The following is a 25,115-nucleotide window of genomic DNA, read 5'->3' on the forward strand; positions in this document are numbered from 1 at the left end:
CCCCCTCACCCTAACCCTCTCCCCGGGGGGGAGAGGGGACAATCTCTTGCCAGCGGTCCCTGAACACCAGATCCTCCAGCGGCAGGCGCTTGCGCCAGCCCTTGGTCTCCAATTCCGGCATCGCCTCGAAATGGGTGACGTGGCCGAGGCAGAGATAGGCGATCGGCACGATCCGCTCCGGGATGCCGAGCGCCTCCTTCAGCGCGTCCTCGTGCAGGATGCTGACCCAGCCCACCCCCAGCCCTTCGGCCCGTGCCGCCAGCCACAGGTTCTGCACGGCGCAGACGCAGCTGTAGAGGTCCATCGCCGGCATGTGGGTGCGGCCGAGCACCACCGGGCCGGAGCGTTCGCGGTCGCAGGTGATGCAGAGATTCACCGGCGCCTCGCGGATGCCTTCCAGCTTCAGACGGCTGTAGAGACCGCGCCGCTCGCCCTCGAACAGCGCCGCCGCCTCGTCGTTGGCGCGGGCGAAGTCGGCGTGGATGCGCGACTTCACGGCCGGGTCGGTGACGACGATGAAGTTCCAGGGCTGCATGAAGCCGACCGACGGCGCATGGTGGGCGGCCAGCAGGATGCGGGTCAGCACCTCGTCCGGCACCGGGTCGGGGCGGAACTGGCCGCGCACGTCGCGGCGGGAGAAGATCGCCTTGTAGAGCGCCTCCCGTTCCGCCGGGGTGAAGGCCTCGTCCCTCTCGTCATCCATGCGCCGTCCCCCCCCTTGCGATCAGGTGGACGAAGGACCCCAGCGCCAGACCGCGCCGGCTGCCCAGCGCACCCAGGTCGCCGCCGTCGGCCGCAGTGGCATGCAGCAGCGGCGCGTCCTCGCCGCGGGCGAGGGTCGAGGCATAGTGGAACTCGTGCCCCATCAGCACCGTGCCGGCCGGTCCCAGCGGCCCGTCGGCCAGCAGGGCCGCCCGGCGGTAGCCCAGATGCAGCCGCCGCTTGGCGAAGGAGGTGCGAACTCCCAGCAGCCCGGCCATCGGGTGGGTGACGCCGTCGGCATCCTCCAGCGTCTCGCCCATCACCATGTAGCCGCCGCATTCGCCATAGACCGGCACCCGTTCCGCCGCCGCGCGCAAGGCCCCGCGGAAGGCGTGGTTGGCGGCGAGGCGGGCGGCATGCAGCTCCGGATAGCCGCCGGGCAGATAGACGGCGTCCGCATCCGCCGGCGGCGCCTCGTCCGCCAGGGGGGAGAAGAAGCGCAATTCCGCCCCTGCGGCCTGCCAGCCGGCGGTCAGATGCGGATAGACGAAGGTGAAGGCGGCATCCCGGGCGATGGCGATGCGCTGGCCCAGCGGCGCCAGGGCCGGGACATCGCTGCCGCGTCCGGCCTGCGACGGCTTGGCGAGAGCGACGACGCGGTCGAGGTCGACATGCTCCGCGATGAAGCGGCCGAGTGCCGCCAGCCGCTCCGACAGCCCCTCCGTCTCGTCGGCCTGGACGAGGCCGAGATGGCGTTCGGGCAGGCTGAGATCCGGGGCGCGGGGCAGGGCGCCCAGGACGGGGATGCCCAGCGCCTCGATGGCGGTGCCGGCGAGCGCGGTGTGGCGCGGGCTGCCGACATTGTTCAGCACCACGCCGCCGATGGTCACGTCGTCGCGGTAGGTGGCGAAGCCCTTCACCAAGGCGGCGGCCGACTGCGACTGGCCCTTGGCGTTCACCACCAGCAGCACCGGCCAGCCGGTGCGCGCCGCGATCTCCGCCGTCGATCCGGTGCCGGTGGCGCCGAAGGCGGCGACGCCGTCGAACAGGCCCATCAACGCTTCGCAGACCAGCAGATCGGCCCCCTCGGCGGCGCGGGCGGCGAGCCCGTCCAGCAGGTCCGGTCCCATCGCCCAGGTGTCGAGATTGACGCTCGGCCGGCCGGTGGCGGCACGGTGGAAGGCCGGGTCGATATAGTCCGGCCCCGACTTCGCCGCTCCCACCCCGATTCCGCGGGCGCGGAGCGCCGCCAGCAGCCCCAGCGTCAGCGTCGTCTTGCCGGTGCCCGACGCCGGGGCGGCGATGATGAGGCCGCTAGCCATTCGTCCCTCCGGCATTCCGAAGCGCCGCCTGGGCCGGAAGCCAGTCCAGCGCCGGGCGCAGCCGCACCATGTCGCCGATCACGATGATGGCGGGCGGCTCCAGCCCGCTCGCCGCCAGATCGGCGACGCAGGTGCCGAGGCTGGTGACGAGGCTCTTCTGGTTGGCGGTCGTCGCCTCCGTCACCACGCCGACGGGGGTGTCGGCGGACAGGCCGCCGGCCATCAGCTCCGCCACGATGGTCGGCAGCGCCTTCCAGCCCATATAGAGGATCAGCGGCACCTTGGTGGCGGCCAGCGCTCGCCAGTCCGGTCCGCCGCCCAGCGAATGGCCGGTCGCCAGGATCACCGCCTGGTTGGTGTCGCGGTGGGTCGCCGGGATGCCGGCATAGGCCGGGCCGGCGATGCCCGACGTGATGCCGGGGACGATGCGGAAGGGGATGCCCTCGGCGGCCAGCGCCTGCGCCTCCTCGCCGCCGCGGCCGAAGACGAAGGGGTCGCCGCCCTTCAGGCGAAGCACCCGGTGCCCCTCCTTCGCCAGTTCGATCAGGCGGCTGGTGATGTCGTCCTGGTGGGCGGAGGGGCGGCCGCCGCGCTTTCCGGCGAACTCCAGCCTTGCCGACGGGCCGGCGAGCGCCATGATCCGTTCGCCGACCAGCGCGTCATGGACGATGACGTCGGCTTGCCTTAGACCTTGCAGGGCCAGCAGGGTCAGCAGGCCGGGATCGCCGGGGCCGGAGCCGGCAAGCCAGACGCTGCCGGGCGCGAAGGGGACCAGGACGCTTTCGGGAATGGACGACTCAAACGACATGAACGCGGACTCGGGCTCGGAGAAGACGGAAAGCGGTGCGGAGCATGCTACACCCTTGCGCCGCGGCTGGACGACGGGAACCTGCGCCACCGCCGCGGCGCGGGCGGCGGCAGAGGCTTTGTTCGGCAAGGAGTTTCCCGACCCGGTGACCGTGACCCTGCCCGGCGGCCAGACCCCGGCCTTCGCCCTGGCGGTGACCGGGCGGGGCGAGGGGGCGGACGGTTCCTGGGCCATGGCCGGCGTGGTCAAGGATGCCGGCGACGATCCCGACGTGACCCATGGCGCGCTGGTGCGGGCGCGGGTCTGGCGCGGCGCGGCCGGCAGCGGCGTGTGTTTCCGCGCCGGTCCCGGCGTCGGCACCGTGACCCTGCCCGGCCTGCCGCTGGCCGTCGGCGAGCCGGCCATCAACCCGGTGCCGCGCAGCATGATCGCGCAGGCGGTGGGGGAGGCGGCGGCAGCGGCCGGGCAGCCGGGCGATCTGGTGGTCGAGGTCGGGGTGGAGAATGGCGAGCAGCTTGCCCGCCGCACCATGAACGGCCGGCTGGGCATCCTCGGCGGGCTGTCGATCCTGGGGACGACGGGGATCGTCGTGCCCTATTCCTGCGCGGCCTGGATCGCGTCGATCCAGCGCGGCATCGACGTGGCGCGCGCCGCCGGGCTGACCCATGCCGCGGCCTGCACCGGCGACCTGTCGGAAAAGGCGGTGGTGGCGCGCTACGGCTTGTCGGAGCAGGCGCTGATCGACATGGGCGATTTCGTCGGCGGCACGCTGAAGTACCTGCGCCGACACCCGATCCCGCGCCTGACCCTGTGCGGCGGCTTCGCCAAGTTCGGCAAGCTGGCGCGCGGGCTGATGGATCTGCACAGCAAGCGCAACGGCGTGGACTTCGACTGGCTGGCCGAACGGTTGGCGGATCTCGGGGCCGGTCCGGAGCTCGTCGTCGGGGCGCGCGGCGCCAATACCGCGGCGCAGGTGCTGGGCATGGCGGACGCCGCCGGCTTGGCCCTGGCCGACCATGTCGCCGAACTGGCCCGCCGCGCCGCGCAGGACGTGCTGGAGGACGCGCCGGTCGCGGTCGAGGTGCTGGTCACCGACCGGCAGGGACGGATCGTGGGGAGCGCTCCCTCTCCCGCTCTCGTGAACCCTCTCCCCCCCGGGGAGAGGGCAGGGTGAGGGGGATGCGCGGCGAGGAGCGTCCGGCAAACGGATCCCCCTCACCCAACCCTCTCCCCGGGGGGGAGAGGGCCTTTTCGCATGTGGGACGTACAGCCTCACTCCTCCAGCCCCCGGTAGCGCCGCACATGGCTGCCGTCGTAGAGCGCGCTGCAACGGAACTCCTCATGGCCCAGTGCCGGGCCGACCAGGATCAGCGCGGTGCGCTCCATCGGTGAAGCCGCCACCTGGGCCGCGATGTCGGCCAGCGTGCCGCGCAGCACCCGTTCGTCCGGCCAAGTGGCGCGGTAGACCACCGCGGCCGGGCAGTCGGCGCCGTAGAGCGGAGTCAGACGCTCCACCACCCGGTCGATGACGTGGATCGACAGGTGGACCGCCAGCGTCGCCCCCGAGGCACCCAACACTTCCAGCGTCTCGTTCGCCGGCATCGCCGAGGCGCGGCCTTCGGTGCGGGTCAGGATCAGCGTCTGGCTGACCTCCGGCAGGGTCAGCTCCCGCCCCAGGGCGGCCGACGCCGCGGCGAAGGCCGGCACGCCGGGGGTGATGGTATAGGGAATGCCGAGGTCCCGCAACGCGCGGGTCTGCTCGCCGAGCGCGCTGTAGACCGACAGGTCGCCGGAATGCAGCCGGGCGACGTCCTGGCCGGCGGCGTGGGCCGCCTGGAACTCGGCGACGATCTCCTCCAGCGTCAGCGGGGCGGTGTCGACGATGCGCGCCCCGGCCGGCGCGTGGGCGACGATCTCCGTCGGGACCAGCGAGCCGGCATAGAGGCAGACCGGGCAGCGCGCGATCAGGTCGCGGCCACGCAGCGTCAGCAGGTCTGGAGCGCCCGGTCCGGCACCGATGAAATGGACGGTCATGAACGGGTCTCCAGAAGAGCGACGGCAGGCAAGGCGAGCGCCACGGTGGCGCGGGGGGTGGAGCGGCGCGGCAGCAGCAGGCGCGATCCCGGTCCGGCGGCAACCAGCGCCGCGGCCTCCGCGACCGACGCCAGCCCGACCGCGGCCAGCACGGTGGCGGAGCGGGTGTGGGCGCGGTCCTGCGCCGCCAGCATCGCGTCCTCTTCGATGAAGCGCAGCGGCAAGCCGAGCGCACGGGCGGCCTCCGCCAAGCCGGCCTCGTCGGCCTTCATCCCCGGAGCGGCAAGCGTTGCCAGCTGGCGCGCGGCGTCGGGCAGGACCGCTTCGTCAAAGGCGACGGCGACCAGATTGGCGATCTCCTCCCAGCCGCAGCCGCGGCGGCAGCCCAACCCGACGAAGACCGGGCCGAACAGCAGGGTGTCGGGCGTCAGGCGGTCCATGCGCCCTCCGCCCCAGGGCTTTCGCCATACGGTTTCTCCACGCGCCACAGCGTGACCGGCATCGCCGCGCGCCAGCCGCGGAAGCCGCCGACCGCCGAGGCGCGGGCCACCGAAATCTGGGTCAGCTCGCCGCCCAGCCGTTTGTGGGCGTCGATCAGCACCGCCTCGCTTTCCAGCGTCACCGCGTTGGCTGCCAGCCGTCCGCCGGGGGACAGGGCATCCCAGCAGGCCGCCAGGACCCCGTCCGCGGTAAGCCCGCCGCCGATGAAGATGGCGTCCGGCCGCTCCAGACCCTCCAGCGCCGCCGGGGCCTTGCCGCGCGCCAGGGTCAGGCCGGGCACGCCGAAGGCGGAGGCGTTGGCGAGGACGCGGGCGATGCGCTCCGGATGGTGCTCGACGGCGATGGCGCGGTTGGCGGGATCGCGCAGCATCCATTCGATGCCGATGGAGCCCGAGCCGGCGCCGACATCCCACAGCAGTTCCCCCCGGCGCGGCGCCAGGAAGGACAGGGTGACGGCGCGCACCTCGCGTTTGGTGATCTGGCCGTCATGGTCGAACCAGTCGTCGGGCAGGCCGGGCGCCAGCGGCAGGATTCGGACGCCGGGGGCGGCGACGCAGTCGAGGGCGATGGTGTTGAGGTCGGCGACCCGCTCCGTATTCCAGGCATCGGCGGTGGCCTCCAGACGGGCCTCGCGCGGGCCGCCCATCGCCTCCAGCACCGTCAGGCGCGCGGCGCCGAAGCCGCGAGCGCGCAGCAGGGCGGCAAGCTTGGCGGGAGTCGTTCCGTCCCAGGAAAGAAGCAACAGCTTGGCATTCGGTTGCAGATGCGGAACGACCTGTTCCAGCGGGCGGCCGTGAAGTGTCAGGCAGCGGCAGTCTTGCAAGGGCCATCCCAGCCGGGATGCCGCGAGGCTGAAGGCGGAAGCGGCCGGAATGACCATCGTTTCCGCAGCCGGAACGAGCCGCGACAGTGTGGCGCCCACCCCGTACCAGGATGGATCGCCGCTCGCCAGCACGCAGACCGGCCGGCCGCGGCGGGCGAGCAGGGCGGGGAAGGCGTCGGTCATCGGCGACGGCCAGGGCAGCCGTTCCTGGCCCGCAACGACCGGCACGAAATCCAGATGGCGGGTGCCGCCGTAGAGGATCGAAGCGCTTTCGACCGCCGCGCGAGCGGCGGGCGGCAAACCGTCCCAGCCATCCTCGCCGATGCCGACGATGGTGAGCCAGCGGGGCGTTCCCATGCTATCCATGGCGCCGATCCTGACGGGTGGGGAGGGGGAATTGGTCAAGGCGCTGATGGTCAAAGTACTGATCCTGGGCGGCACGACGGAGGCGACGGCGCTGGCGAGGCGGCTGGCCGGCCATTCGCGTATCGACGCCCGGGTGTCGTTGGCCGGCCGCACCAGGAACCCGGTTCTGCCGCCGCTGCCGACCCGCATCGGTGGCTTCGGCGGGGTCGAGGGTTTGGCCGGCTACCTGCATGCCGAGGGCATCGACGCGGTGATCGACGCGACCCATCCCTTCGCGGCTCGGATCTCCGCCAATGCCGCCGCGGCCTGCGCACGGGTCGGCGTGCCGCTGCGCCTGCTGACCCGGCCGGCCTGGGTGGCGGGGCCGGGCGACCGCTGGATCGGCGTGCCGGACATGGATGCTGCGGCGCTGGCCCTGCGCGACCTGGACGACACCGTGTTCCTGACCATCGGCCGGCAGGAGGTCGAGGCCTTCGAGGCGGTGCCGGACAAGCGCTACCTGATCCGCGCCGTCGATCCGCCGGAGCCGATGCCGGCTCTGCCGCGCATGACCCTGATCCTCGACCGCGGGCCGTTCACCGTCGAGGGAGAGCTGGCGCTGATGCGCGGGCAGGGGGTGGAGGTGGTCGTCAGCAAGAACAGCGGTGGACGGGCGACCGACGCGAAGCTGGAGGCTGCGCGGGAACTGGGCTTGCCGGTGGTGATGGTGGAGCGGCCGGCCGGCAACGGCGTGGCGGAACTGCACGGCGTGGACGGGGCGGTGGGATGGCTGGAGGGGGTGGGCTGACTTTCCCCCCAACTGATTCCCCCTCTCCCCCCCGGGGAGAGGGTCGGGGTGAGGGGGATGCACTGCGTGGCTATCCCGAAGATCCCGCCGCGCGACCCCCTCACCCAGCCCTCTCCCCGGGGGGGAGAGGGTTGCTCGCGGTGGGTTGGTCGCGGGCATCCCAGCCAGCACTGCCGTCTCACCCATCCTCACCCCCGGTAATGCCGAGGCGTGTAGACCCAGCGCCCACCGTCGGCCTTGGGCACGAACCGCGTGTGCGAGGCGCCGATGATCACCAGCGTGCGCATGTCGGCCTGCTCCGCCCGCACCTCGCCCAGCGTGGTGACGGTCAGGTCCTCGTCCGGGCGGCCGACGGCGCGGCCCAGAACGATGGGCGTCTCGGGCGCGCGGATATCGCGCAGGGCGTCGAAGGCGGCCCCCAGCTGCCAGGGCCGGGCCTTGGAAATCGGGTTGTAGAGCGCGATGACGAAATCCGCCTCCGCCGCCAGACGCAGGCGCTTCAGCACCACCTCCCAAGGCTTGAGGTTGTCGGACAGCGAGATGGCGCAGAAATCGTGCCCCAGCGGTGCCCCGGCCCGCGCGGCGGCGGCCTGCATGGCGGAGACGCCGGGATCGACCGACAGCGGCACCGCATGCCAAGCGTCGGGCGCATCCTGATCGTCCAGCGCCTCGAAGAGGGCGGCGGCCATGGCGAAGATGCCGGGATCGCCGCCCGACACCACCGCGACCCGCCGGCCCTGCGCCGCCAGATCGAGCGCGAAGCGGGCGCGGTCCAGCTCCACCCGGTTGTCGGAGGCGTGGCGCACCTGATCTCCCGGCGGCACGCGCTCGACATAGGGGAAATAGCCGACGAGGTCGGTCGCCTCGGCCAGATCGCGCCGTGCCTCCGGCGTCAGCCAGTCCTCGGGGCCGGGGCCAAGGCCCACGACTTTCAACCAGCCGCTCATCCCCGCTTGCCCTCGCCCGGAATGACGATCTGGGAGAAGTAGGGGGCGACGTCCGGCGCCTCCAGGAAGGGCATGAAGCGCTGTTCGTCCATGCTGGCGCGCTCGACATACCAGGCGCGCTCGGCCAGCCCGGCGGCGGCGATGGCACGGCGGACCTTGGGCAGATTCTGGCCCAGCTTCATCACCACGCAGGCATCCGCCGAGGTCAGCGCGCGGACCAGCGCCGCCTCGTCCAGCGTGCCGGGGATCACCGACAGCACGTCGTCGCGCAGCATCAGCGGGCGCGGCAGCAGGGAGGCGCTGCACACCATGCTGGTGACGCCGGGGACCACTTCCGCCCTGAAGCGGCCGGACAGCCGCAGGAACAGGTGCATGAAGGAGCCGTAGAAGAACGGGTCCCCCTCGTTGAGTGCCGCCACCGAGCGGCCGGCGGCGAGATGGGCGGCGATGCGTTCGGCGGAGTCGTCGAAGAAGGCCTCGATCTGCCGGCCATAGTCCGGGTGGGTCGGCGGCAGTTCCACCGTCACCGGATAGACCATCGGCAGCTCGAGCTGGGTCGCCGAGATGGCCTGGTCGGCGATGCGGCGGGCCTGGCCCCGGGTGCCGCGCTTGCAGAAATAGGCGACGACCGGGCAGGCGCCGATGGTGCGCACCGCCTTCAGCGTCATCAGCTCCGGGTCGCCGGGGCCGACGCCGACGCCGAACAGGGTGCCGGGGGGGAGGCTGTCGCCGCTCATTCGACGTCGCTCGCCAGCGCGTTGACGGCGGCGGCGGCCATGGCGCTGCCGCCGCGCCGGCCGCGGATCGCCAGATAGGGCACGTCGAAGGGGTTCTCGGCCAGCGCCTGCTTGCTTTCCATCGCGCCGACGAAGCCGACCGGAAAACCGAGGATCGCCGCCGGCTTCGGCGCGCCGGCCGCCAGCAGCTCCAGCAGGTAGAACAGCGCGGTCGGCGCGTTGCCGATGGCGACCACCGACCCGCCCAGCCGCTCGCTCCACAGATCGAGGGCCGCGGCGGACCGGGTGTTGCCGATCTGTTTCGCCAGATCGGGCACCGAAGCGTCGCGCAGGGTGCAGACCACCGCGTTGTCGGCCGGCAGCCGGGTGCGGGTCACGCCATGGGCGACCATCTCGCTGTCGCAGAGGATCGGGGCGCCGGCCCGCAGGGCCGTACGGGCGGCGACGGCGACATCGGTGGAGAACAGCAGGTCTTGGGCCGCATCGACCATACCGCAGGCGTGGATGACGCGCACCGCCACCGGCTTCAGGTCGTCGGGGATGGCGGACAGGTCGGCTTCCGCCCGGATGGTGGCGAAGGACTGGCGGTAGATGGCCGCTCCGTCGCGGATATAGTCGTAGAGCGGCTCAGGCACCGGTGGACTCCTCGGTCAACAGATCCGCGACGCTGGCCACGGCGTCGGCGGGAGACAGGCCGGTGTGCCCCTGCATCAGGCGGGTGGCGTCACCGGGTTTGGCGTTCAGGGCGACGTCATACAGCCCGTCGCGCGCGGTCAGGGTGACATCGGCGATGGCGGGATGGGCGCAGCCCTTGGCGCAGCCCGACACATGCACCATTCGCACATGATCCAGCAAGGGGCCTGCGCGGTCGGCGATGGCGAGCGCCGTCGCATGGGTGTCGGTGGTGCCGACATCGCAGCTGCCGGCCCCGCTGCAGGCGGTCAGCTTCAGCCGGCGGTCGGTGTGGGACAGGATGGCGCCGTGGGCGCGCGCGGTTTGCTCGGCATCGCCGGAAGGGGAGACGAGGATCAGGGCGCGCCAGGGGGTGATGCGGATCTCGGTGCACGCGGATGCGAGGGCGGCGAAGGTGGCGGCGGTGAGGCGGCCGAAGGGGAAGGCCGTTACCAGCGCCGGGGCTTGCTCCTTCTCCCCCCCGGGGAGAAGGTTGGGATGAGGGGGTTCGGCGGAGCCGAAGAGATCCATGAGATGCGTCCCCCTCACCTTGATCCTCTCCCCGGGGGGGAGAGGAGAAATCAGGGAGGAGAGGCGCGTTACAAACGGATCGGTGCCGATCGCGGCGACCAAACCAGCCATGCGGCGCGGCGGCTCGGGCAGCGATGCGCGCCGCTCCAGGAAGGCACGTCCCAGCGCCGACGCCACATCCGTAACGTCCTCCGCCCGGCACAGCCCCAGCGGTGCCGCCGTCGTCAGCGTGCCACCCAACGACACCCGGAACCGCTCACCGTCCACCGCGTCGAAGCGCACGTCCGTGCTGCTGTCCGCCAGATGCCCGATCCCGCCGCCGCAGACCAGCCAGCCGAACTTCGGCGGCAGGCGGTGCAGGCCGGCGTCCGCCGCCAGCCGCGCGTCGAGCGTACGCGCCACCCCCCGTACGTCGATCGATGCGGCCGGGTCGAGCCCGGCCGTGGGAGAGCACAGCACGTTGCGCACCGCCTCGCCCGCGGCGTCGCCGGAAACGTACCCCATGCCGCGCAGGGCTTCGGTCACCGGCTCGAGCCTGTCGGTAGAGATGCCGCGAAGCTGCAGGTTGCCGCGCTGGCTGAGGTCGATCAGGCCGTTGCCGTAACGATCCCCCAGCCCGGCGATTTGGCGTGCATGATCGGCGGGCAGAACGCCGGCCGGAACGCGGATGCGCAGCAGCAACCCGTCGCCGACCTGCATCGGCGCCAGCACGCCGGGGCAGGTACCGCGCCGCCGCGGCCGGTTGTGACCAGGGTTCGTCATGCGGCGGTCTCCCGCAGGCGCCGCAGATCCTCCGCGGTGGAGTTGCGGCGGGGATGCCACAGGCCGCGGTCGAGCGCCTCGCCCAGGCGCGCCAGGATGTGCCGGGCGGCGGCGGGATTGGCCTGCGACAGGAAGTCCCACACCTCCGCATCCTCGACATAGGCGTCGTACAGCAGGTCGAAATGGGCGGGGCGTACGGCGTCGGTGGTGGCGGCGAAGGCGAACAGCGTGTCGACGCCGGCCGCCAGTTCCGCCGCGCCGCGATAGCCGTGGCGCATCATGCCCCGGATCCAGCGTGGGTTGGCCGCCCGGCCGCGCAGGGTGCGGGCGATCTCCTCGGCCAGCGTGCGCACTGCAATCCGTTCCGGATCGGCGCTGTCGAGATGGTAGAGCGCCGGTTCGGAGTCCTCCAGCGCCGCCGCGGCGGCAAAGCCGCCTTCGAACTGCATGAAGCCGTCGGTGGACAGCACGTCATGCTCGCGCTGGTCCTGGTGGTGGACGAGCGCGTCGGCCCCGCCGACCCGGCGGCGGAACAGGGACGGCAACGGAACGCCGTCCAACCCGGCGCCATAGGCGTGACAGCCGCCCTCCAGATAGGCGGCGCCGAAATCGGCCCGCGCGGTCCAGTCGCCGCGCGCGATCATGCCGGACAGCGCGGTGCCGTAGATTCCGGGGGCGGCGCCGAAGATGCGGGCGGTGGCCCAGCGGCGGGCGTCCTCGGTGCCGGTGCCGGATGCTGAGAGGCGTTGTTCCTCGGCCCGCGCGGTGGCGGCCAGCGGATTGGTGTCGTCGGGCTCGTCCAGTCCGGCGACGGCGCGGACCGCTTGGTCGAACAGGGCGATCTGCTGCGGGAAGACATCGCGGAACAGGCCGGAGATGCGCAGCGTCACATCCACCCGCGGCCGGCCCAGCACGCCGGCCGGCATGATCTCGTAGCCGGTGACGCGGCCGGAGCCGTTCTCCCAGAGCGGGCGGACGCCGAGCAGGGCCAGCGCCTGGGCCAACTCGTCGCCGCCGGTGCGCATGGCCGGGGTGCCCCAGCAATCGACCACCAGCCGCCGCGGCCAGTCGCCATGATCCTGCAGATAGCGGGTGATCAGCGCGTCGGCGGCCTGCCAGCCGAGAGTCCATGCGGTCGGCGTCGGCACCCCGCGCGGGTCGACCGCATAGAGGTTGCGCCCGGTCGGCAGCGTATCCGCCCGCCCGCGCGCCGGCGAGCCGCCGGGGCCGGGGCGGACGAAGCGGCCGTCCAGCCCGTCGAGCAGCGCCCGCATCTCGGCCTCGCCGCTGGCATCGACGGCAGCGGCCACCGTCGCGGGATCGGCCGTCCGCGCGACGGCGGCGGTCAGGCGATCGCGGCGTTCGCCGGCCGGGCTGAGACCGAAGACATGCAGGCCGTCGCGGATCTGCAATTCCTTCACGTCGCAGAGATGGGCGTCCAGCCGCGACAGGATGGCGTCGGGATCGTCGCCGGGGCGCAGGTTGCAGTCGGCGGCGATGCCGGATTTCCAGGCGAGGTCGAGGATCGTCTCGCGCAGCATGCCCAGCCGCCGTGGGTCGAGCCCGGTCGCCTGCGAATACTCGTCGATGGCAGTTTCCAGACCGGCGAGGTCGCCGTAGAGGCCGGACTCCACCGGCGGCGGCGTCAGATGGCCGATCAGCACGGCGCCGAGACGGCGACGGGCCTGCACGCCCTCGCCGGGGTTGTTGACGATGAAGGGATAGAGCACCGGCAGGGTGCCGCCGACGATCTCCGGCCAGCACTCGGCCGACAGCGCCACCGCCTTGCCCGGCAGCCATTCCAGCGTACCATGGGCGCCGATCTGCACCAGGGCATGGATGCCGACGACATGGCGCAGCCAGAGATGGAAGGCGAGATAGCCGTGGCTGGGCGGGGTGTCGGGATCGTGGTGCTGGGCGGTGGTCAGCGGGCCGTGGCCGCGGCTGGGTTGCACCGCGACGACGGCATTGCCGCAGGGCAGGATGCGGAAACAGAAGGCGCCGTCGCGGCAGGCGGGGTCGGCGGACGGCTCGCCCCAGGTTTCGGCGACGCGGGCGCGCAGCTCCGGCGGGGCGAGGCGCCGGTAGTCGGCGAGCGACAGGGTCGGGCCGGGCACGGCCGTGAGGGCCGCCATCAGGGCGGCACCGCTGTCCGGGATGGCGGAAAGGCCGTAGCCCTCGGCGGACAGGCGGTGGAGCATCGCCACGGTGCTGGCCGGGCTGTCGAGGCCGACCGCATGGCCGATGCCGCCGCCGGGGCCGGGATAGTCGGACAGCACCAGCGCCAGCCGCCGCTCCGCCCGCGGGGTGCGGGACAGGCGGACCCAACTCGCCGCGAGGTCGGCGGTGGCGGCCACCCGGTCGGCGATCGGGCGCAGGGCCGGGGCGGCGAATTGCAGGTCGGGGTCGGGCTCTCCCGCCGCCTTGAAGGCGATGGCGCGGGCGATGATGCGGCCGTCCATCTCCGGCAGCACGACGTTCATCGCGAGGTCGGAGGGGGCGAGACCACGCGAGGACGCTTGCCAGCCCGCCTCGGGGGTGGTCGAGAGGATGGCTTGCAGGACCGGCGTGCCGTTGGCCTCCAGGGGGGAACCATCCTCCCGCGCGGCCGAGAAGGCGGTGGTGTTGACGACGACGGCGGCGTTGCGCGCGGTCAGGCTGGCGCGCATCCAGGCGGCGCAGTCCGGTTCCTTCAGGCTGGCGACGAACAGCGGACGGGGAGCGAGGCCGCGGGCCGCCAGTGCGTCGCAGAGCGCATGGATCGGTGCCAGATCGCCGGCCAGCAGGTGGGAGCGGTAGAAGACCACCGCCGCGACCGGGGCGCCGGCGGGTGAGGGGCCGCTCCAGCCGTCGTAAGCGCCGAAGCGCGGGACGGGGGCCGGATCCTCGTGGGGCAGCGGCGTGCCGGCCAGCGTTGCGGCGCAGGCCAGCAGATGGCCGATGTTGGCCGGGCTGCCCTCGGTGAAATAGCGCCACAGGCGGTCGGCGGTTTCCGACGGAACGGTGCCGTAGGCGGTGAGGTTCGGGTCGGGCTGCGCCTCTCCGGACAGGACGGCGAGGGGGATGCCGCGCTCACGGCAGAGGGCGGACAGGCGGTCGAGGCCGTAGCGCCAGTAACCGCTGCCGCCGAGCAGGCGCAGGACAACCAGCTTCGCCTTGGCGACGATGCCGTCGGCATAAAGGTCCACCGACAGGGGATGGCCGAGGCGATTGAGGTTGGCGAGGCGGAGGCTGGGCAGCCGATCGCGCCCGGCCCGCCACGCGGCGGCGAGCGCGGTCAGGTCGCTGTCGGAAAAGGACAGCATGACGAGGTCGGCCGGCGTCTGCCCCAGATCTTCCGCCTGGGGGCCGGCGTCCAGTTCGTCCTGGCGGGCGGCGAGCAGGTGCATGGGTGTCCGCGGATACGTTCAAAGAGTGGGGACACTTGCCCCCACCCCAACCCTCCCCCGCTGGGCGGGGGAGGGGACTAAGCGCTTGTCCATAAAAGCAGCGGCAGTCCCTCCCCCGCCCAGCTCTCGCACAAAGCTTCGCTTTGTGCTGACGCGACAGGCGGACCGTAGGTCCGCTGAGAGCGGGGGAGGTTAGGTGGGGGCTCTAACGCCGCCGCCCCCCTTACCCGACAACCGCCCGCGTCACCGCATCGCGGTCCAGCCCGGTCTCGCCGATCACCACGAGTCGGCTGCGGCGCTCCTCGCCGGGCTTCCACAGGCGGTCGTAGTGGGTCTGGATACGGGTGCCGACGCCTTGGACCAGCAGGCGCATCGGCTTGCCGGGCACGTCGACGAAGCCCTTCAGACGCAAAACGCCATGCAGGGCGGCGACCTTCTCCAGCGTCATCGCCAGAGCGGCGGGATCGGGCTGGGCCGGCAGCTCCACCACGAAGCTGGTGAAATCGTCGTGGTCGTGCCCCTCCTCGTCGTCATGATGGCTGGGGCGGTTGGCGAGGTCGTCCTCCGCCGCTGCGCCGACGCCCAGCAGGACGAGCGGGTCGACGGCGCCCTGGGAGGCACGCACCAGCTTGGCGTCACGGCCGACTGCATGGTTGAGCGCGCCGCGGATCAGCTCCTCGACGCGGGCGAGGTCGCCGGCTGCGACCAGATCGGTCTTGTTGACGACGATCAGGTCGGCGCAGAGCAGCTGGTCCTCGAACACCTCTTCGATCGGGGTTTCATGATCGACGGTGCCGGCGGCGTCGCGCTGCGCCTCCAGCGCCGCGGGATCGGGGGCGAAGCGGCCCTCCGCCGCGGCGGAGGCGTCCACCACGGCGATGACGCCGTCGACCGTCACGCGGGTCTTGATCGCCGGCCAATGGAAGGCCTGCACCAGCGGCTTGGGCAGCGCCAGACCGCTGGTCTCGATCACGATATGCTCGGGCGGATCCGGCCGGGCCAGCAGCTTCTCGATGGCCGGGACGAAATCGTCGGCGACGGTGCAGCACAGGCAGCCGTTCGCCAGTTCGATCACGTCGTCTTCGGTGCAGGTCGGGCTGCCGCAGGCGCGCAGGATGTCGCCGTCGATGCCGACATCGCCGAACTCGTTGATGATCAGCGCCAGCCGGCGGCCTTCGGCCTTTTCCAGCAGGCCACGGATCAGCGTGGTCTTGCCGGCGCCGAGGAAGCCGGTGATGACGGTCGCCGGAACCTTGCCGGCAGCCGATTTCGCAGGGGCAGACATGGGTGTTGGCTCCTTAACGCGCGCCGGGCTGGACCCGCAGGGCCGGGCGGGATTCGGCCGAAGTCACCAGGCCGCTGATCAGCCAGCCGCAGACGGATCCCAGGATCGCCCAGAACAGGGCGGCACCGCCCAGCGAGGCGGCGACGAAGCGGGCGGCCAGTTCCGGCGGGACGGCGCCCTCGGCGCTTTCCGGATGGGGAGCGCCGATCAGGTGGGGCAATGCCGCGGCCAGGACGGCGGCGACGATGACGAGGCGATTGCGGGCGAAGGCCAAGGCCAGCATGGCGGCACCGGCACCGGCCGCCGCGGACAGCCACCAGAACTGGCGCAGCTCCAGCTCGGCTCCGGCCATGCCCGGCAGCTCCGGGGGCAAGCCGAAGGAGGGTGCCAGCGAGACGGCGATGAAGCCGCCCATGCCCCAGACCAGCCCGCGTCGCGCATCGACCGGCCGTCCGGCCAGCAGGATCGCGGCGCCCAGAAGCAGCGCATAGGCGACGCCGGTGATCAGGTTGGCGGCGATGGTCAGGCCGATGCGCTGCATCGCCTCGTCCAACGTGGTCGGCACGCCTTCGCCGACCTCGCGCACCGGGCCATGCTGATGTGCCTCAGCGGGGCCGGCGGCAGTCGCAGCGGTTGCGGGAGGCGGGGTCACCACCTCGTATTTTTCGGCTTCGAGGATCAGCGGGACGGTCGTCGCCTGCTGAACGACGGAAGCGGCCGTGCCGGAGAGCACGCCCGCGACCAAAGCGGCTGTGAACAGCCGCCGGATCAGATCCATGACCCGCTGCTTAGTGGCAGGGGAACGCGAAGGAATGACGGGCATCATGGGCCGCGTCATGGATCTGCTGCGGCTGGGCGAAGCCGACGCCGTACAGCAGGAAGCTGCCGAGCAGGATCGCGGCGAAGGCGGCGACCGCGGTCTGGGCGGCGCTGCGGCTCGCGGAGGCGCCGGCGGTGTGGATCGAATGGGTGGTCATCGAAGAAATCCTTGCTCTCCCGCCACACCCGGCGGGGTTGGGAAAGGTTGAGACATCCGGCGGCAGGTTTCCTGGCTTGCGGGTCGCCGCATCGCCGTCCGCCTTCCCGGCCCGGGGGCCAGTGGCATGATGGACGGGATGCTCGCCGCACACAGTTGCGGGGGCAGCCGCGGCTTGGGACTTCGCATCGAGGGAAGTCCGCACCGCATTCCCTATTATCCCCGCCGTCCGTCAGGACGGGCAGGGCACCGTCGGACGGTCACCATCGCAGCGCCGCCCGCGTTTGGCAAGCCCGCAATAAGGCGTCGGCCATGCAGACGATCTTGCGCGCCGACATTTTGGATGCTGTCATGTTTGCTGGACAGAGTGTCCGGAAATCCGACACTTTCCTCTGTCAGGAATTGGTGGGGAGACGGAGGGCGCCGCAGCGAAACCGGCGAAGAAGCAAAGCGTGTGGCGGTCCGGACGAAGCGACCGCGAACTGGCATGCTTTGTGCGTACGACAATCGGTGAAACGTTCCGCCCTATGGCGGCCCCGGTGCAGGACGCCGGACAAAAGACCAGGCCTGAAAGCCTGGACATAAGGACGAACGGGAGGAGAATTCGCGACCGATGAACGCCGCACCGAACGACGACATCATCCTGGAAGCGCGCAATCTAACGAAGGAATTCAAGGGATTCGTGGCGGTGAAGGAGGTGAACCTCCAGGTTCGCCGCGGCACCATCCACGCGCTGATCGGCCCGAACGGCGCCGGCAAGAGCACGGTGTTCAACCTGCTGACCAAGTTCCTGACGCCCACCCGCGGCCAGATCCTCTACAAGGGCCGCGACATCACCCGCACCAAGCCCGCCGACATCGCGCTGATGGGGCTGGTCCGCTCCTTCCAGATCTCCGCCGTCTTCCCGCATCTGAGCGTGCTGGAGAATGTCCGCGTCGCCTTGCAGCGGCCGCTCGGCACCAGCTTCCATTTCTGGAAGTCCGAATCGTCGCTCTACGATCTGCACGGCCGGGCGCAGGAGCTGATCGAGGCGGTCAACCTCACCCCGTGGGCCAACCACACCGCCGCCGAACTGCCCTATGGCCGCAAGCGCGCGCTGGAGATCGCCACCACCCTGGCGCTCGACCCCGAGGTGATGCTGCTCGACGAGCCGCTGGCCGGCATGGGGCATGAGGACATCGAAGGCACCGCGGCGCTGATCAAGCGCGTCGCCGCCGACCGCACCGTGCTGATGGTCGAGCACAACCTGTCGGTCGTCGCCCACCTGTCGGACACCATCACCGTTCTGCGCCGCGGCGAGATCCTGGCGGAAGGGCCCTATCAGGTCGTCTCGAAGAACCCGCAGGTGATGGAAGCATATATGGGCACGGGGGGGACCGGACATGCCTGACGGAATGCAGACGAAGACCGCCCGCACTGGAACGGCGATGCTGGAGATCGCCGACCTGCACGGCTTCTACGGCGAGAGCCATGTGCTGCACGGCGTCAGCCTGGAGGTGCGGCAGGGCGAGGTGGTGACGCTGCTGGGCCGCAACGGTGCCGGCAAGACCTCGACCATGCGCGCCGTCATGGGGATCATGGGCAAGCGCACCGGCTCGATCCGCTTCCAGGGCACCGAACTGATCGGCATGGCGCAGCACAAAATCCCGCGGCTCGGCATCGGCTATGTGCCGGAGGAGCGCGGCATCTTCTCCTCCCTCAGCGTGGACGAGAACCTGACGCTGCCGCCGGTGGTCAAGGAGGGCGGGATGACGGTCCCGCAGATCCACGACCTGTTCCCCAACCTGAAGGGCCGTGGCAGCACGCAGGGCACGCGGCTGTCGGGCGGCGAGCAGCAGATGCTGGCGATCGCCCGCATCCTGCGCACCGGCGCCACCCTGATCCTGCTGGACGAGCCGACCGAGGGTCTGGCCCCGGTGATCATCGAGCAGATCGGCGTCGCGGTGCGGGCGCTCAAGGCCCGCGGTTTCACCATCGTGCTGGTCGAGCAGAACTTCCGCTTCGCCGCCACCATCGCCGACCGCCATTACGTGATGGAGGAGGGCCATGTGGTCGACATGATCCCCAATGACCAGCTCCAAGCCAACATGGACAAGCTGCACACCTATCTCGGCGTGTAGGCCGTCCAGCCACCCGACAATGCCGGTAAGGCCGCCGCCCGGTTCCCGTGCCCGACATGCAGGGTGGGGCCGGGATGGCGGACCGCCGGATCCGGTCCCGACCACGGCCCCGGTCACCCCAACGGGGACCGGCCGACAATAATACCAAGAGGGAGAAATTTTCTGATGCGTACGCTTCTTCTCGCCGGCACCGCCCTGCTGACGCTCGCCGGGACCGTGGTTCCGGCCTCCGCCCAGGTGTCGGACAACGTCATCCGCATCGGCGTGCTGAACGACCGTTCCGGCATCTACGCCGATCTGGCCGGCGAGGGCTCGGCCGTCGCGGCGCGGATGGCGGCCGAGGAGTTCGGCAACAAGGTCGCCGGTGCCGCGGTCGAGATCGTCGTCGCCGACCACCAGAACAAGGCCGACATCGCCGCATCGAAGGCGCGCGAATGGGTCGACACCGGTGGCGTCGATGCCATCGCCGACGTGCCGAACTCCGCTGCGGCGCTGGCGGTGCAGGGCATCACCAAGGAGAAGAAGCGCATCTTCCTGATGTCCGGCCCGGGCGCCACGGCGCTGAGCGGCGCGCAGTGCAGCCCCTACGGCTTCCAGTGGACCTACGACAACTACGCCATGGCCGCCGGCACCGGCCGCGCGCTCTACGAGCAGGGCAAGAAGAAGTGGTTCTTCGTGACCGCCGACTACGCCTTCGGCCAGTCGCTGGAGGAAGAGACCACCAAGATGGTGAAGTCGCTGGGCGGCACCATCGTGGGCTCCGTGCGCCATCCGCTGGGCACCGCCGACTTCTCGTCCTTCCTGCTGCAGGCGCAGGGGTCGGGGGCGGACGTGATCGGGCTGGCGAACGCCGGCGGCGATACCGTCAATGCCGTGAAGCAGGCCGCGGAATTCGGCATCACCCAGTCGGGCCAGAGCCTGGCCGGCCTGCTGATGTTCATCTCCGACGTGAATGCGCTGGGGCTGCAGTCGGCACAGGGGCTGATGCTGACCACCGGCTTCTATTGGGACATGGATGACCAGACCCGCGACTGGTCCAAGAAGTTCGAAGCAAAGGTCGGCAAGAAGCCGACCATGGTGCAGGCCGGCGTCTACTCGGCGGTGAAGCATTATCTGAAGGCGGTGGAGGCGGCCAAGACCGACGACGCCGACAAGGTCGCCGCCAAGATGCGTGAGCTGCCGGTCGAGGACATGTTCGCCAAGAAGGGCAAGATCGCCGCCAACGGCCGGATGTTCCACGACATGTATCTGGCCCAGGTGAAGACCCCGGCCGAGTCGAAGGGGGCCTGGGACTATTACAAGATTGTCAAGACCATCCCGGCCGACACCGCCTTCATGGATCCCAAGCAGAGCGGCTGCGCGCTGGTGAAGTGAGGGAGGCGTCGGAGTTAGACCCCCACCCTAACCCTCCCCCACTGGGCGGGGGAGGGGATTGGTGCTTGTGTGGGAGAGCGGCGGCAGTCCCTCCCCCGCCCAGCGGGGGAGGTTAGGTGGGGGCATTCGAAGCCGACAATTCCCACCCAAAAGAACAACGACCACGAACCGGGAGAGATGCGGATATGTTCAGCCTGCTGGGAGTTCCGCCCCAAGTGCTGTTCGGGCAGCTTCTGCTCGGCCTGATCAATGGGTCCTTCTATGCGCTGCTCAGCCTGGGGCTGGCGGTGATCTTCGGCATGTTGAACGTCATCAACTTCGCCCACGGCGCGCTCTACATGGTCGGCGCCTTCGTGGCGTGGCTGCTGCTGACCTATGCCGGGGTCGGCTACTGGGGGGCGCTGGTGGTGGCACCGGTGGTGGTCGGGCTGCTCGGCATCGTGCTGGAGAAGACGATGCTGTCGCGGCTCTACAAGCTCGACCACCTCTACGGCCTGCTGCTGACCTTCGGTCTGGCGCTGATCCTGGAAGGCGCCTTCCGCCACCAGTATGGCGTGTCGGGCCAACCCTATCCGATCCCCGCGGCCCTCCAGGGCGGGCAGAACCTGGGCTTCATGTTCCTGCCCAACTACCGCGCCTGGGTCGTCGTCGCTTCGCTGACCGTCTGCTTCGGCACCTGGTTCGCCATCGAGCGGACCAAGCTGGGCGCCTATCTGCGGGCGGCGACGGAGAACCCGACGCTGGTGCAGGCCTTCGGCATCAACGTGCCGGTGATGGTGTCGCTGACCTACGGCTTCGGCGTGGCGCTGGCCGGGCTGGCCGGGGTGCTGGCGGCACCGATCTACCAGGTGTCGCCGCTGATGGGCACCAACCTGATCATCATCGTCTTCGCCGTGGTGGTGATCGGCGGCATGGGCTCGATCCTCGGTGCCATCATCACCGGCCTCGGTCTGGGGTTGCTGGAGGGGCTGACCAAGGTCTTCTACCCGGAGGCCTCCAACATCGTCGTGTTCGTCGTGATGGCGATCGTCCTTCTCATCAAGCCTGCGGGCCTCTTCGGACGGGAGCGTTGATCCATGAGCGCCGCCAGCAATTCCACCTCCGTCGCCATGCGTGGTCCTTCCCGCGGCTCCACCATGGCCACCACACTGATCGCCGCGGTCCTGCTGCTGATCGCCGTCGCCGCGCCCTTCGTGCTGTATCCCGTCTTCCTGATGAAGGTGCTGTGCTTCGCGCTGTTCGCCTGCGCCTTCAACCTGCTGATCGGTTTCGCCGGCCTGCTCAGCTTCGGCCATGCCGCCTTCTTCGGCGGGGCCGCCTACGTCACCGCGCATGTGGTGAAGGAATGGGGCTGGGCGCCTGAGTTCGGGCTGCTTGCCGCCACCGTGGTCGCGGCCGGGCTGGGGCTGGTCTTCGGGCTGATCGCCATCCGCCGCCAGGGCATCTACTTCGCCATGATCACGCTGGCGCTGAGCCAGATGGTGTTCTTCCTGGCGCTCCAGCTTCCCTTCACCCATGGCGAGGACGGCATCCAGGGCGTGCCGCGCGGCACCCTGTTCGGGCTGTTCGACCTCAGCCAGCCGCTGACCATGTACTACACCGTGCTGGCGATCTTCGTCGCCGGCTTCGCCCTGATCTGGCGCACCGTCCACTCGCCCTTCGGCCAGGTGCTGAAGGCGATCCGCGAGAACGAGCCGCGCGCCGTCTCGCTCGGCTACCGCACCGACCGCTACAAGCTGGTCGCCTTCGTGCTGTCGGCCTCGCTGGCAGGACTTGCCGGCGGGACCAAGGCGCTGGTGTTCCAGCTCGCCAGCCTGACCGACGTGACGTGGCAGATGTCGGGCGAGGTGGTGCTGATGACGCTCTTGGGCGGCATGGGCACTTTGTTCGGCCCGGTGGTGGGTGCCGGGCTGGTGGTGACGCTGGAAAGCTATCTCGCCTCCACCAGCCTGCCGGTGCCGGTGGTGATCGGCTGCATCTTCGTCGTCTGCGTCCTGGTCTTCCGCCGCGGCATCGTCGGCGAGCTGCTCGCCCGCCTGCCCAGACGGGGGCACTGAGCCCGCCCGTCTTCTCCGCAACTCCCCCAGGGGGGACCGGAAGGTCCCCCTCTTTTTCCCTTTTCCAACACTCGTATGGGTTGTCGATCACGGAAATGCGGATGGCGTGGGTGGAGGATGTAGAGAACAGGTCCGGGTTGCCTTCTTAAAAAGCCTCCCGACACGGCGTGCCGCCAAGGTCTGGTCTGATGAACGGGTGCGGATCGACTCCGCGCACCCGACCGATCCTGTGCGCCTTCCCTTTAATCCGACGGATGGGCTACTATGTTGACCTCTGATATCGTTGGCAAATTGCGCTGCACCGCAGCAGGCTCCGCCGCTGGCATCGCGAGGGGCCTCGACACCGGGACGACGAAGATCGGACCCGTTTGGGAGGGTGACGTGGGCGACACCGTCGATTTCGAAGCGTTGCGCCAGCGGGCGGTCCACTCCCTGTTCGAGCATCTGGAATCCATGTGCGTCGGCGCCGTCGCCGTCGACCACAACGCCCGCATCGCCTGGATGGACGAGAAGTACAAGGCGCTGCTGGGCGTCCCCGGCGATCCGCGCGGCCGGCCGGTGGAGGAGGTCATCCCCAACAGCCAGCTGCGCCGGGTCATCGACAGCGGCCAGCCCCAACCGCTGGACATCATGGAGTTCGACGACCGGTCCTTCGTGGTGACGCGGATGCCGCTGTTCGGCATAGACGGCTCGATCATCGGCGCCATCGGCTTCGTACTGTTCGACCGCGCCGAATATCTCCGGCCGCTGGTCCGCAAATACGAGAAGATGCAGGAGGAACTGGCCCGGACCCAGCAGGAGCTGGCGCATGAGCGCCGCGCCAAATACTCCTTCTCGCAGTTCCTCGGCGCCAGCGAATCGATCCGTGAGATCAAGCGGCTGGGCCGTCGCGCCGCGCAGATGGACTCGACCGTCCTTCTGCTGGGCGAAACCGGGACGGGCAAGGAGTTGCTGGCCCAGGCCATCCATTCCGCCAGTCCGCGGGCGTCCAAGCCCTTCGTCGGCGTCAATGTCGCCGCCATCCCCGAAACCCTGCTGGAGGCGGAGTTCTTCGGCGTCGCCCCCGGCGCCTATACCGGCGCCGACCGTCGCCACCGCGAAGGCAAGTTCCAGCTCGCCAATGGCGGCACCCTGTTCCTGGACGAGATCGGCGACATGCCGCTGCCGGTGCAGGCCAAGCTTCTGCGTGTGCTGCAGGAACGGGAGATCGAACCGCTCGGCTCCAACAAGGTGGTGCGGGTCGACGTGCGCATCATCGCCGCCACCAGCCGCGACCTCCATGCCCTGGTGCGCGAGAAGCAGTTCCGCGCCGACCTCTATTACCGGCTGAACGTGGTGCCGATCACCCTGCCGCCGCTGCGCGACCGGCCGGAGGACATCGAGAGCATCGCCGACCGCATCCTGGAGCAGCTGGCGATCCAGCAGGGCACCCCGCCGCGCGAGCTTCTGGAATCGGCGGTCCAGGTGCTGCGCGACTATGACTGGCCCGGCAATGTGCGCGAGCTTTACAACACGCTGGAACGGGTGGTGGCGCTGACCGACGCGCCGATCCTGACCGCACCCCACATCCGCAGCGTGCTCCCCGGCATGCAACATCCGGCCGGCGCATCCGTGCTGCCGCTGGCGGCGGGGGCGCGGCCGTTGCAGGAGGTGCTGCACGCCGCCGAACGCCATGCCATCGCCGCCGCGCTGGAGGAGGCCAACGGCGTCAAGGCGCGGGCCGCGAAGCTGCTGGGCATCTCGCGCGCCTCGCTGTACGAACGCATGGTGACGCTGGGGCTGGGGGCGACACAATAGGCGCGGCCATCGACCTCCGGCCACAAATTTCGTATCACGAAATAGCGTTCCATTGACGCGCCATCCGGCGGCTGGCAGGATCGCCCCCGCGGTTTCCTGTGGGAGGGTCGGGGCATGCGCAGGCGGGAAGAGGCTCTGGTCGCCGACGATCTGGCGGAGGACGAGAAGGACCCGCGCTTCGTCACCGCGCTGGCGCGCGGTTTGGAACTGCTGCGCGCCTTCCGCCGCAACGAAGCGATGCTCGGCAATCTGGAACTGGCGCAGCGCACCGGCCTGCCCAAGCCGACGGTGTCGCGGCTGACCTACACGCTGGCGAAGCTGGGCTATCTCGTCTACGACCAGAGCACCGGCAAATACCGGCTCGGCACTTCGGTGCTGGCGCTGGGTTATGCCAGCCTGTCGGGCATGGGCATCCGGCAGGTCGCCCGGCCGTTGATGCAGGAACTGGCCGACCAGACCGGGCTTGCCGTGGCGTTGGGCGGGCGCGACCGGCTGAGCATGATCTATCTGGAATGCTGCAAGGCGACCGGGCCGATCACCCTGTCGCTGGATGTCGGGTCCCATATCAAGCTGTCGACCACCGCCATGGGCCGCGCCTATCTGGCGGCACTGCCGGAGGCGGAGCGCGCGCCGCTGATGGCGAAGCTGGAGGAGCATGAGGGGGAGCGTTGGCCGGAGATCCGCGACGGCATCCTCCAGGCCATCGAGGATTACCGGACGCGCGGCTATTGCCGCTCCCTCGGTGCCTGGAAATCGGAGGTGCATGCCGTCGGCGTCCCCTTCGTGCCGCGCGACGGCTCGCAGGTGCTCGCCTTCAACTGCGGCGGGCCGGCCTTCATGGTCGATCTGAAGACGCTGGAGGAGGAGTATGCGCCGCGGCTGGTGGCGATGGTCCGGCGGATCGACGCGACCCTGTTCAACGGGTGAGGGGACGGACAAATCGGTCCCCTCTCCGCGTCGATTGGTTTTGCCTATCGAGGCACTCTGAAAAAACGATTGGACGGATCAGGCAGTTAAGTCCATTCTTTGAATCGTTCCAGACAGGAGTCCCGATCCGGGGCATCCTGTTCCGGCCGGCCATCCGTTCGGTGCCAAGGATGGCCGGCCTCCCGGAAGGGCGGAGAC

At 70.4% G+C, this 25,115-nt stretch carries 23 protein-coding genes and 1 riboswitch; of the genes, 9 read left to right on the forward strand and 14 right to left on the reverse strand.

Going from position 1 to position 25,115, the window contains the following annotated elements; genetic code table 11:
* Positions 1–10: 10 nt before the first annotated feature.
* The 3 genes from bluB to cobA are packed head-to-tail and all read right to left on the reverse strand — an operon-like array spanning position 11 to position 2,832.
* Entirely contained in the window at positions 11–703 is a 693-nt protein-coding gene (gene bluB / locus JHL17_RS11975) for a 5,6-dimethylbenzimidazole synthase (RefSeq protein WP_200193351.1), read from the reverse strand.
* Positions 696–2,039 carry a cobyrinic acid a,c-diamide synthase CobB gene (locus tag JHL17_RS11980; RefSeq protein ID WP_200193353.1) on the reverse strand — a complete coding sequence of 448 codons (1,344 nt, stop codon included), beginning with the start codon at positions 2,037–2,039 and terminating at the stop codon, positions 696–698. Before JHL17_RS11980 ends, bluB begins: the two co-directional genes overlap by 8 nt.
* On the reverse strand, positions 2,017–2,832 hold the full coding sequence (gene cobA / locus JHL17_RS11985; RefSeq protein WP_200193355.1) for a uroporphyrinogen-III C-methyltransferase: 816 nt from the start codon (positions 2,830–2,832) through the stop codon (positions 2,017–2,019). The genes JHL17_RS11980 and cobA overlap by 23 nt, the downstream gene beginning before the upstream one ends.
* On the opposite strand from cobA, the gene JHL17_RS11990 reads away from it, so the two are divergent.
* Positions 2,831–4,006: a cobalt-precorrin-5B (C(1))-methyltransferase gene (locus JHL17_RS11990; RefSeq protein ID WP_200193357.1), complete on the forward strand. Its 1,176-nt coding sequence runs from the start codon at positions 2,831–2,833 to the stop codon at positions 4,004–4,006. The two genes, cobA and JHL17_RS11990, sit on opposite strands and share 2 nt — an antisense overlap.
* A 98-nt stretch (positions 4,007–4,104) precedes the next feature.
* Here the strand turns inward: JHL17_RS11990 and cobM are convergent, their stop codons facing one another.
* Genes cobM through cbiE form a run of 3 tightly spaced genes read right to left on the reverse strand, consistent with a single transcriptional unit; the run spans position 4,105 to position 6,547 of the window.
* Positions 4,105–4,866 (reverse strand): precorrin-4 C(11)-methyltransferase, encoded by a 762-nt coding sequence (gene cobM, locus JHL17_RS11995; protein WP_200193359.1) that lies wholly within the window; start codon positions 4,864–4,866, stop codon positions 4,105–4,107.
* Positions 4,863–5,306, reverse strand: coding sequence for a cobalamin biosynthesis protein (locus tag JHL17_RS12000; protein ID WP_200193361.1), 444 nt, complete (start codon positions 5,304–5,306; stop codon positions 4,863–4,865). The genes cobM and JHL17_RS12000 overlap by 4 nt, the downstream gene beginning before the upstream one ends.
* The gene (gene cbiE / locus JHL17_RS12005; protein WP_200193666.1) at positions 5,294–6,547 is read right to left on the reverse strand and encodes a precorrin-6y C5,15-methyltransferase (decarboxylating) subunit CbiE; all 1,254 of its coding nucleotides are present in this window, start codon (positions 6,545–6,547) and stop codon (positions 5,294–5,296) included. The genes JHL17_RS12000 and cbiE overlap by 13 nt, the downstream gene beginning before the upstream one ends.
* Between cbiE and JHL17_RS12010 the strand changes: the two genes are divergently transcribed.
* Positions 6,546–7,343, forward strand: a complete 798-nt coding sequence (locus JHL17_RS12010) for a cobalt-precorrin-6A reductase (protein WP_247893486.1) — start codon at positions 6,546–6,548, stop codon at positions 7,341–7,343. The genes cbiE and JHL17_RS12010 overlap by 2 nt on opposite strands.
* 188 nt (positions 7,344–7,531) lie before the next feature.
* Here JHL17_RS12010 and cobJ read toward each other — a convergent pair whose 3' ends face one another.
* The 8 genes from cobJ to JHL17_RS12050 form a co-directional block, all read right to left on the reverse strand.
* Positions 7,532–8,290: a precorrin-3B C(17)-methyltransferase gene (gene cobJ / locus JHL17_RS12015; protein ID WP_200193363.1), complete on the reverse strand. Its 759-nt coding sequence runs from the start codon at positions 8,288–8,290 to the stop codon at positions 7,532–7,534.
* The gene (locus JHL17_RS12020; RefSeq protein ID WP_200193365.1) at positions 8,287–9,027 is read right to left on the reverse strand and encodes a precorrin-2 C(20)-methyltransferase; all 741 of its coding nucleotides are present in this window, start codon (positions 9,025–9,027) and stop codon (positions 8,287–8,289) included. The genes cobJ and JHL17_RS12020 overlap by 4 nt, the downstream gene beginning before the upstream one ends.
* Positions 9,024–9,662 carry a precorrin-8X methylmutase gene (locus JHL17_RS12025; RefSeq protein ID WP_200193367.1) on the reverse strand — a complete coding sequence of 213 codons (639 nt, stop codon included), beginning with the start codon at positions 9,660–9,662 and terminating at the stop codon, positions 9,024–9,026. The genes JHL17_RS12020 and JHL17_RS12025 overlap by 4 nt, the downstream gene beginning before the upstream one ends.
* Positions 9,655–10,992 (reverse strand): precorrin-3B synthase, encoded by a 1,338-nt coding sequence (cobG, locus tag JHL17_RS12030; RefSeq protein ID WP_200193369.1) that lies wholly within the window; start codon positions 10,990–10,992, stop codon positions 9,655–9,657. Before cobG ends, JHL17_RS12025 begins: the two co-directional genes overlap by 8 nt.
* A complete protein-coding gene (cobN, locus tag JHL17_RS12035; protein WP_200193371.1) occupies positions 10,989–14,381 on the reverse strand; it encodes a cobaltochelatase subunit CobN in 3,393 nt (1,130 codons plus the stop codon). The genes cobG and cobN overlap by 4 nt, the downstream gene beginning before the upstream one ends.
* 223 nt (positions 14,382–14,604) lie before the next feature.
* Entirely contained in the window at positions 14,605–15,666 is a 1,062-nt protein-coding gene (gene cobW, locus JHL17_RS12040) for a cobalamin biosynthesis protein CobW (protein ID WP_200193372.1), read from the reverse strand.
* A 13-nt stretch (positions 15,667–15,679) separates the two neighbouring features.
* Positions 15,680–16,444, reverse strand: a complete 765-nt coding sequence (locus tag JHL17_RS12045) for a CbtA family protein (protein WP_200193373.1) — start codon at positions 16,442–16,444, stop codon at positions 15,680–15,682.
* Positions 16,445–16,454: 10 nt separating this feature from the next.
* Positions 16,455–16,643, reverse strand: coding sequence for a CbtB domain-containing protein (locus tag JHL17_RS12050; protein WP_200193374.1), 189 nt, complete (start codon positions 16,641–16,643; stop codon positions 16,455–16,457).
* Between the two features lie 44 nt (positions 16,644–16,687).
* A riboswitch (cobalamin riboswitch) is annotated at positions 16,688–16,911 on the reverse strand.
* A gap of 344 nt (positions 16,912–17,255) precedes the next feature.
* Here JHL17_RS12050 and JHL17_RS12055 point away from each other — a divergent pair.
* The 7 genes from JHL17_RS12055 (at position 17,256) to JHL17_RS12085 (ending at position 24,917) form a co-directional block, all read left to right on the forward strand.
* Entirely contained in the window at positions 17,256–18,032 is a 777-nt protein-coding gene (locus JHL17_RS12055; RefSeq protein ID WP_200193375.1) for an ABC transporter ATP-binding protein, read from the forward strand.
* On the forward strand, positions 18,025–18,762 hold the full coding sequence (locus tag JHL17_RS12060) for an ABC transporter ATP-binding protein (RefSeq protein WP_200193376.1): 738 nt from the start codon (positions 18,025–18,027) through the stop codon (positions 18,760–18,762). Before JHL17_RS12055 ends, JHL17_RS12060 begins: the two co-directional genes overlap by 8 nt.
* Before the next feature lie 165 nt (positions 18,763–18,927).
* The gene (locus JHL17_RS12065) at positions 18,928–20,136 is read left to right on the forward strand and encodes an ABC transporter substrate-binding protein (RefSeq protein ID WP_200193377.1); all 1,209 of its coding nucleotides are present in this window, start codon (positions 18,928–18,930) and stop codon (positions 20,134–20,136) included.
* Between the two features lie 185 nt (positions 20,137–20,321).
* Positions 20,322–21,209, forward strand: a complete 888-nt coding sequence (locus JHL17_RS12070; protein WP_200193378.1) for a branched-chain amino acid ABC transporter permease — start codon at positions 20,322–20,324, stop codon at positions 21,207–21,209.
* Positions 21,210–21,272: 63 nt separating this feature from the next.
* Complete coding sequence (locus JHL17_RS12075) at positions 21,273–22,193, forward strand: branched-chain amino acid ABC transporter permease (protein WP_247893504.1); 921 nt, start codon at positions 21,273–21,275, stop codon at positions 22,191–22,193.
* Between the two features lie 381 nt (positions 22,194–22,574).
* Entirely contained in the window at positions 22,575–23,990 is a 1,416-nt protein-coding gene (locus JHL17_RS12080) for a sigma-54 interaction domain-containing protein (RefSeq protein ID WP_345773789.1), read from the forward strand.
* 114 nt (positions 23,991–24,104) lie between these two features.
* Positions 24,105–24,917 (forward strand): IclR family transcriptional regulator, encoded by an 813-nt coding sequence (locus JHL17_RS12085; protein WP_200193381.1) that lies wholly within the window; start codon positions 24,105–24,107, stop codon positions 24,915–24,917.
* The last annotated feature ends 198 nt before the right edge of the window (positions 24,918–25,115 follow it).

The organism is Azospirillum endophyticum, from assembly GCF_016595245.1.
Classification (GTDB): domain Bacteria; phylum Pseudomonadota; class Alphaproteobacteria; order Azospirillales; family Azospirillaceae; genus Azospirillum; species Azospirillum endophyticum.

Excerpts from the sequence above, each read along its gene's own strand:
- bluB (WP_200193351.1), bottom strand. The coding sequence starts at position 703 with ATGGATGACGAGAGGGACGAGGCCTTCACCCCGGCGGAACGGGAGGCG.
- JHL17_RS11980 (WP_200193353.1), bottom strand. The coding sequence starts at position 2,039 with ATGCCGGAGGGACGAATGGCTAGCGGCCTCATCATCGCCGCCCCGGCG.
- JHL17_RS11990 (WP_200193357.1), top strand. The coding sequence starts at position 2,831 with ATGAACGCGGACTCGGGCTCGGAGAAGACGGAAAGCGGTGCGGAGCAT.
- cobA (WP_200193355.1), bottom strand. The coding sequence starts at position 2,832 with ATGTCGTTTGAGTCGTCCATTCCCGAAAGCGTCCTGGTCCCCTTCGCG.
- cobM (WP_200193359.1), bottom strand. The coding sequence starts at position 4,866 with ATGACCGTCCATTTCATCGGTGCCGGACCGGGCGCTCCAGACCTGCTG.
- JHL17_RS12000 (WP_200193361.1), bottom strand. The coding sequence starts at position 5,306 with ATGGACCGCCTGACGCCCGACACCCTGCTGTTCGGCCCGGTCTTCGTC.
- JHL17_RS12010 (WP_247893486.1), top strand. The coding sequence starts at position 6,546 with ATGCTATCCATGGCGCCGATCCTGACGGGTGGGGAGGGGGAATTGGTC.
- cbiE (WP_200193666.1), bottom strand. The coding sequence starts at position 6,547 with ATGGGAACGCCCCGCTGGCTCACCATCGTCGGCATCGGCGAGGATGGC.
- cobJ (WP_200193363.1), bottom strand. The coding sequence starts at position 8,290 with ATGAGCGGCTGGTTGAAAGTCGTGGGCCTTGGCCCCGGCCCCGAGGAC.
- JHL17_RS12020 (WP_200193365.1), bottom strand. The coding sequence starts at position 9,027 with ATGAGCGGCGACAGCCTCCCCCCCGGCACCCTGTTCGGCGTCGGCGTC.
- cobG (WP_200193369.1), bottom strand. The coding sequence starts at position 10,992 with ATGACGAACCCTGGTCACAACCGGCCGCGGCGGCGCGGTACCTGCCCC.
- cobN (WP_200193371.1), bottom strand. The coding sequence starts at position 14,381 with ATGCACCTGCTCGCCGCCCGCCAGGACGAACTGGACGCCGGCCCCCAG.
- cobW (WP_200193372.1), bottom strand. The coding sequence starts at position 15,666 with ATGTCTGCCCCTGCGAAATCGGCTGCCGGCAAGGTTCCGGCGACCGTC.
- JHL17_RS12045 (WP_200193373.1), bottom strand. The coding sequence starts at position 16,444 with ATGGATCTGATCCGGCGGCTGTTCACAGCCGCTTTGGTCGCGGGCGTG.
- JHL17_RS12050 (WP_200193374.1), bottom strand. The coding sequence starts at position 16,643 with ATGACCACCCATTCGATCCACACCGCCGGCGCCTCCGCGAGCCGCAGC.
- JHL17_RS12055 (WP_200193375.1), top strand. The coding sequence starts at position 17,256 with ATGAACGCCGCACCGAACGACGACATCATCCTGGAAGCGCGCAATCTA.
- JHL17_RS12060 (WP_200193376.1), top strand. The coding sequence starts at position 18,025 with ATGCCTGACGGAATGCAGACGAAGACCGCCCGCACTGGAACGGCGATG.
- JHL17_RS12065 (WP_200193377.1), top strand. The coding sequence starts at position 18,928 with ATGCGTACGCTTCTTCTCGCCGGCACCGCCCTGCTGACGCTCGCCGGG.
- JHL17_RS12070 (WP_200193378.1), top strand. The coding sequence starts at position 20,322 with ATGTTCAGCCTGCTGGGAGTTCCGCCCCAAGTGCTGTTCGGGCAGCTT.
- JHL17_RS12075 (WP_247893504.1), top strand. The coding sequence starts at position 21,273 with ATGGCCACCACACTGATCGCCGCGGTCCTGCTGCTGATCGCCGTCGCC.
- JHL17_RS12085 (WP_200193381.1), top strand. The coding sequence starts at position 24,105 with ATGCGCAGGCGGGAAGAGGCTCTGGTCGCCGACGATCTGGCGGAGGAC.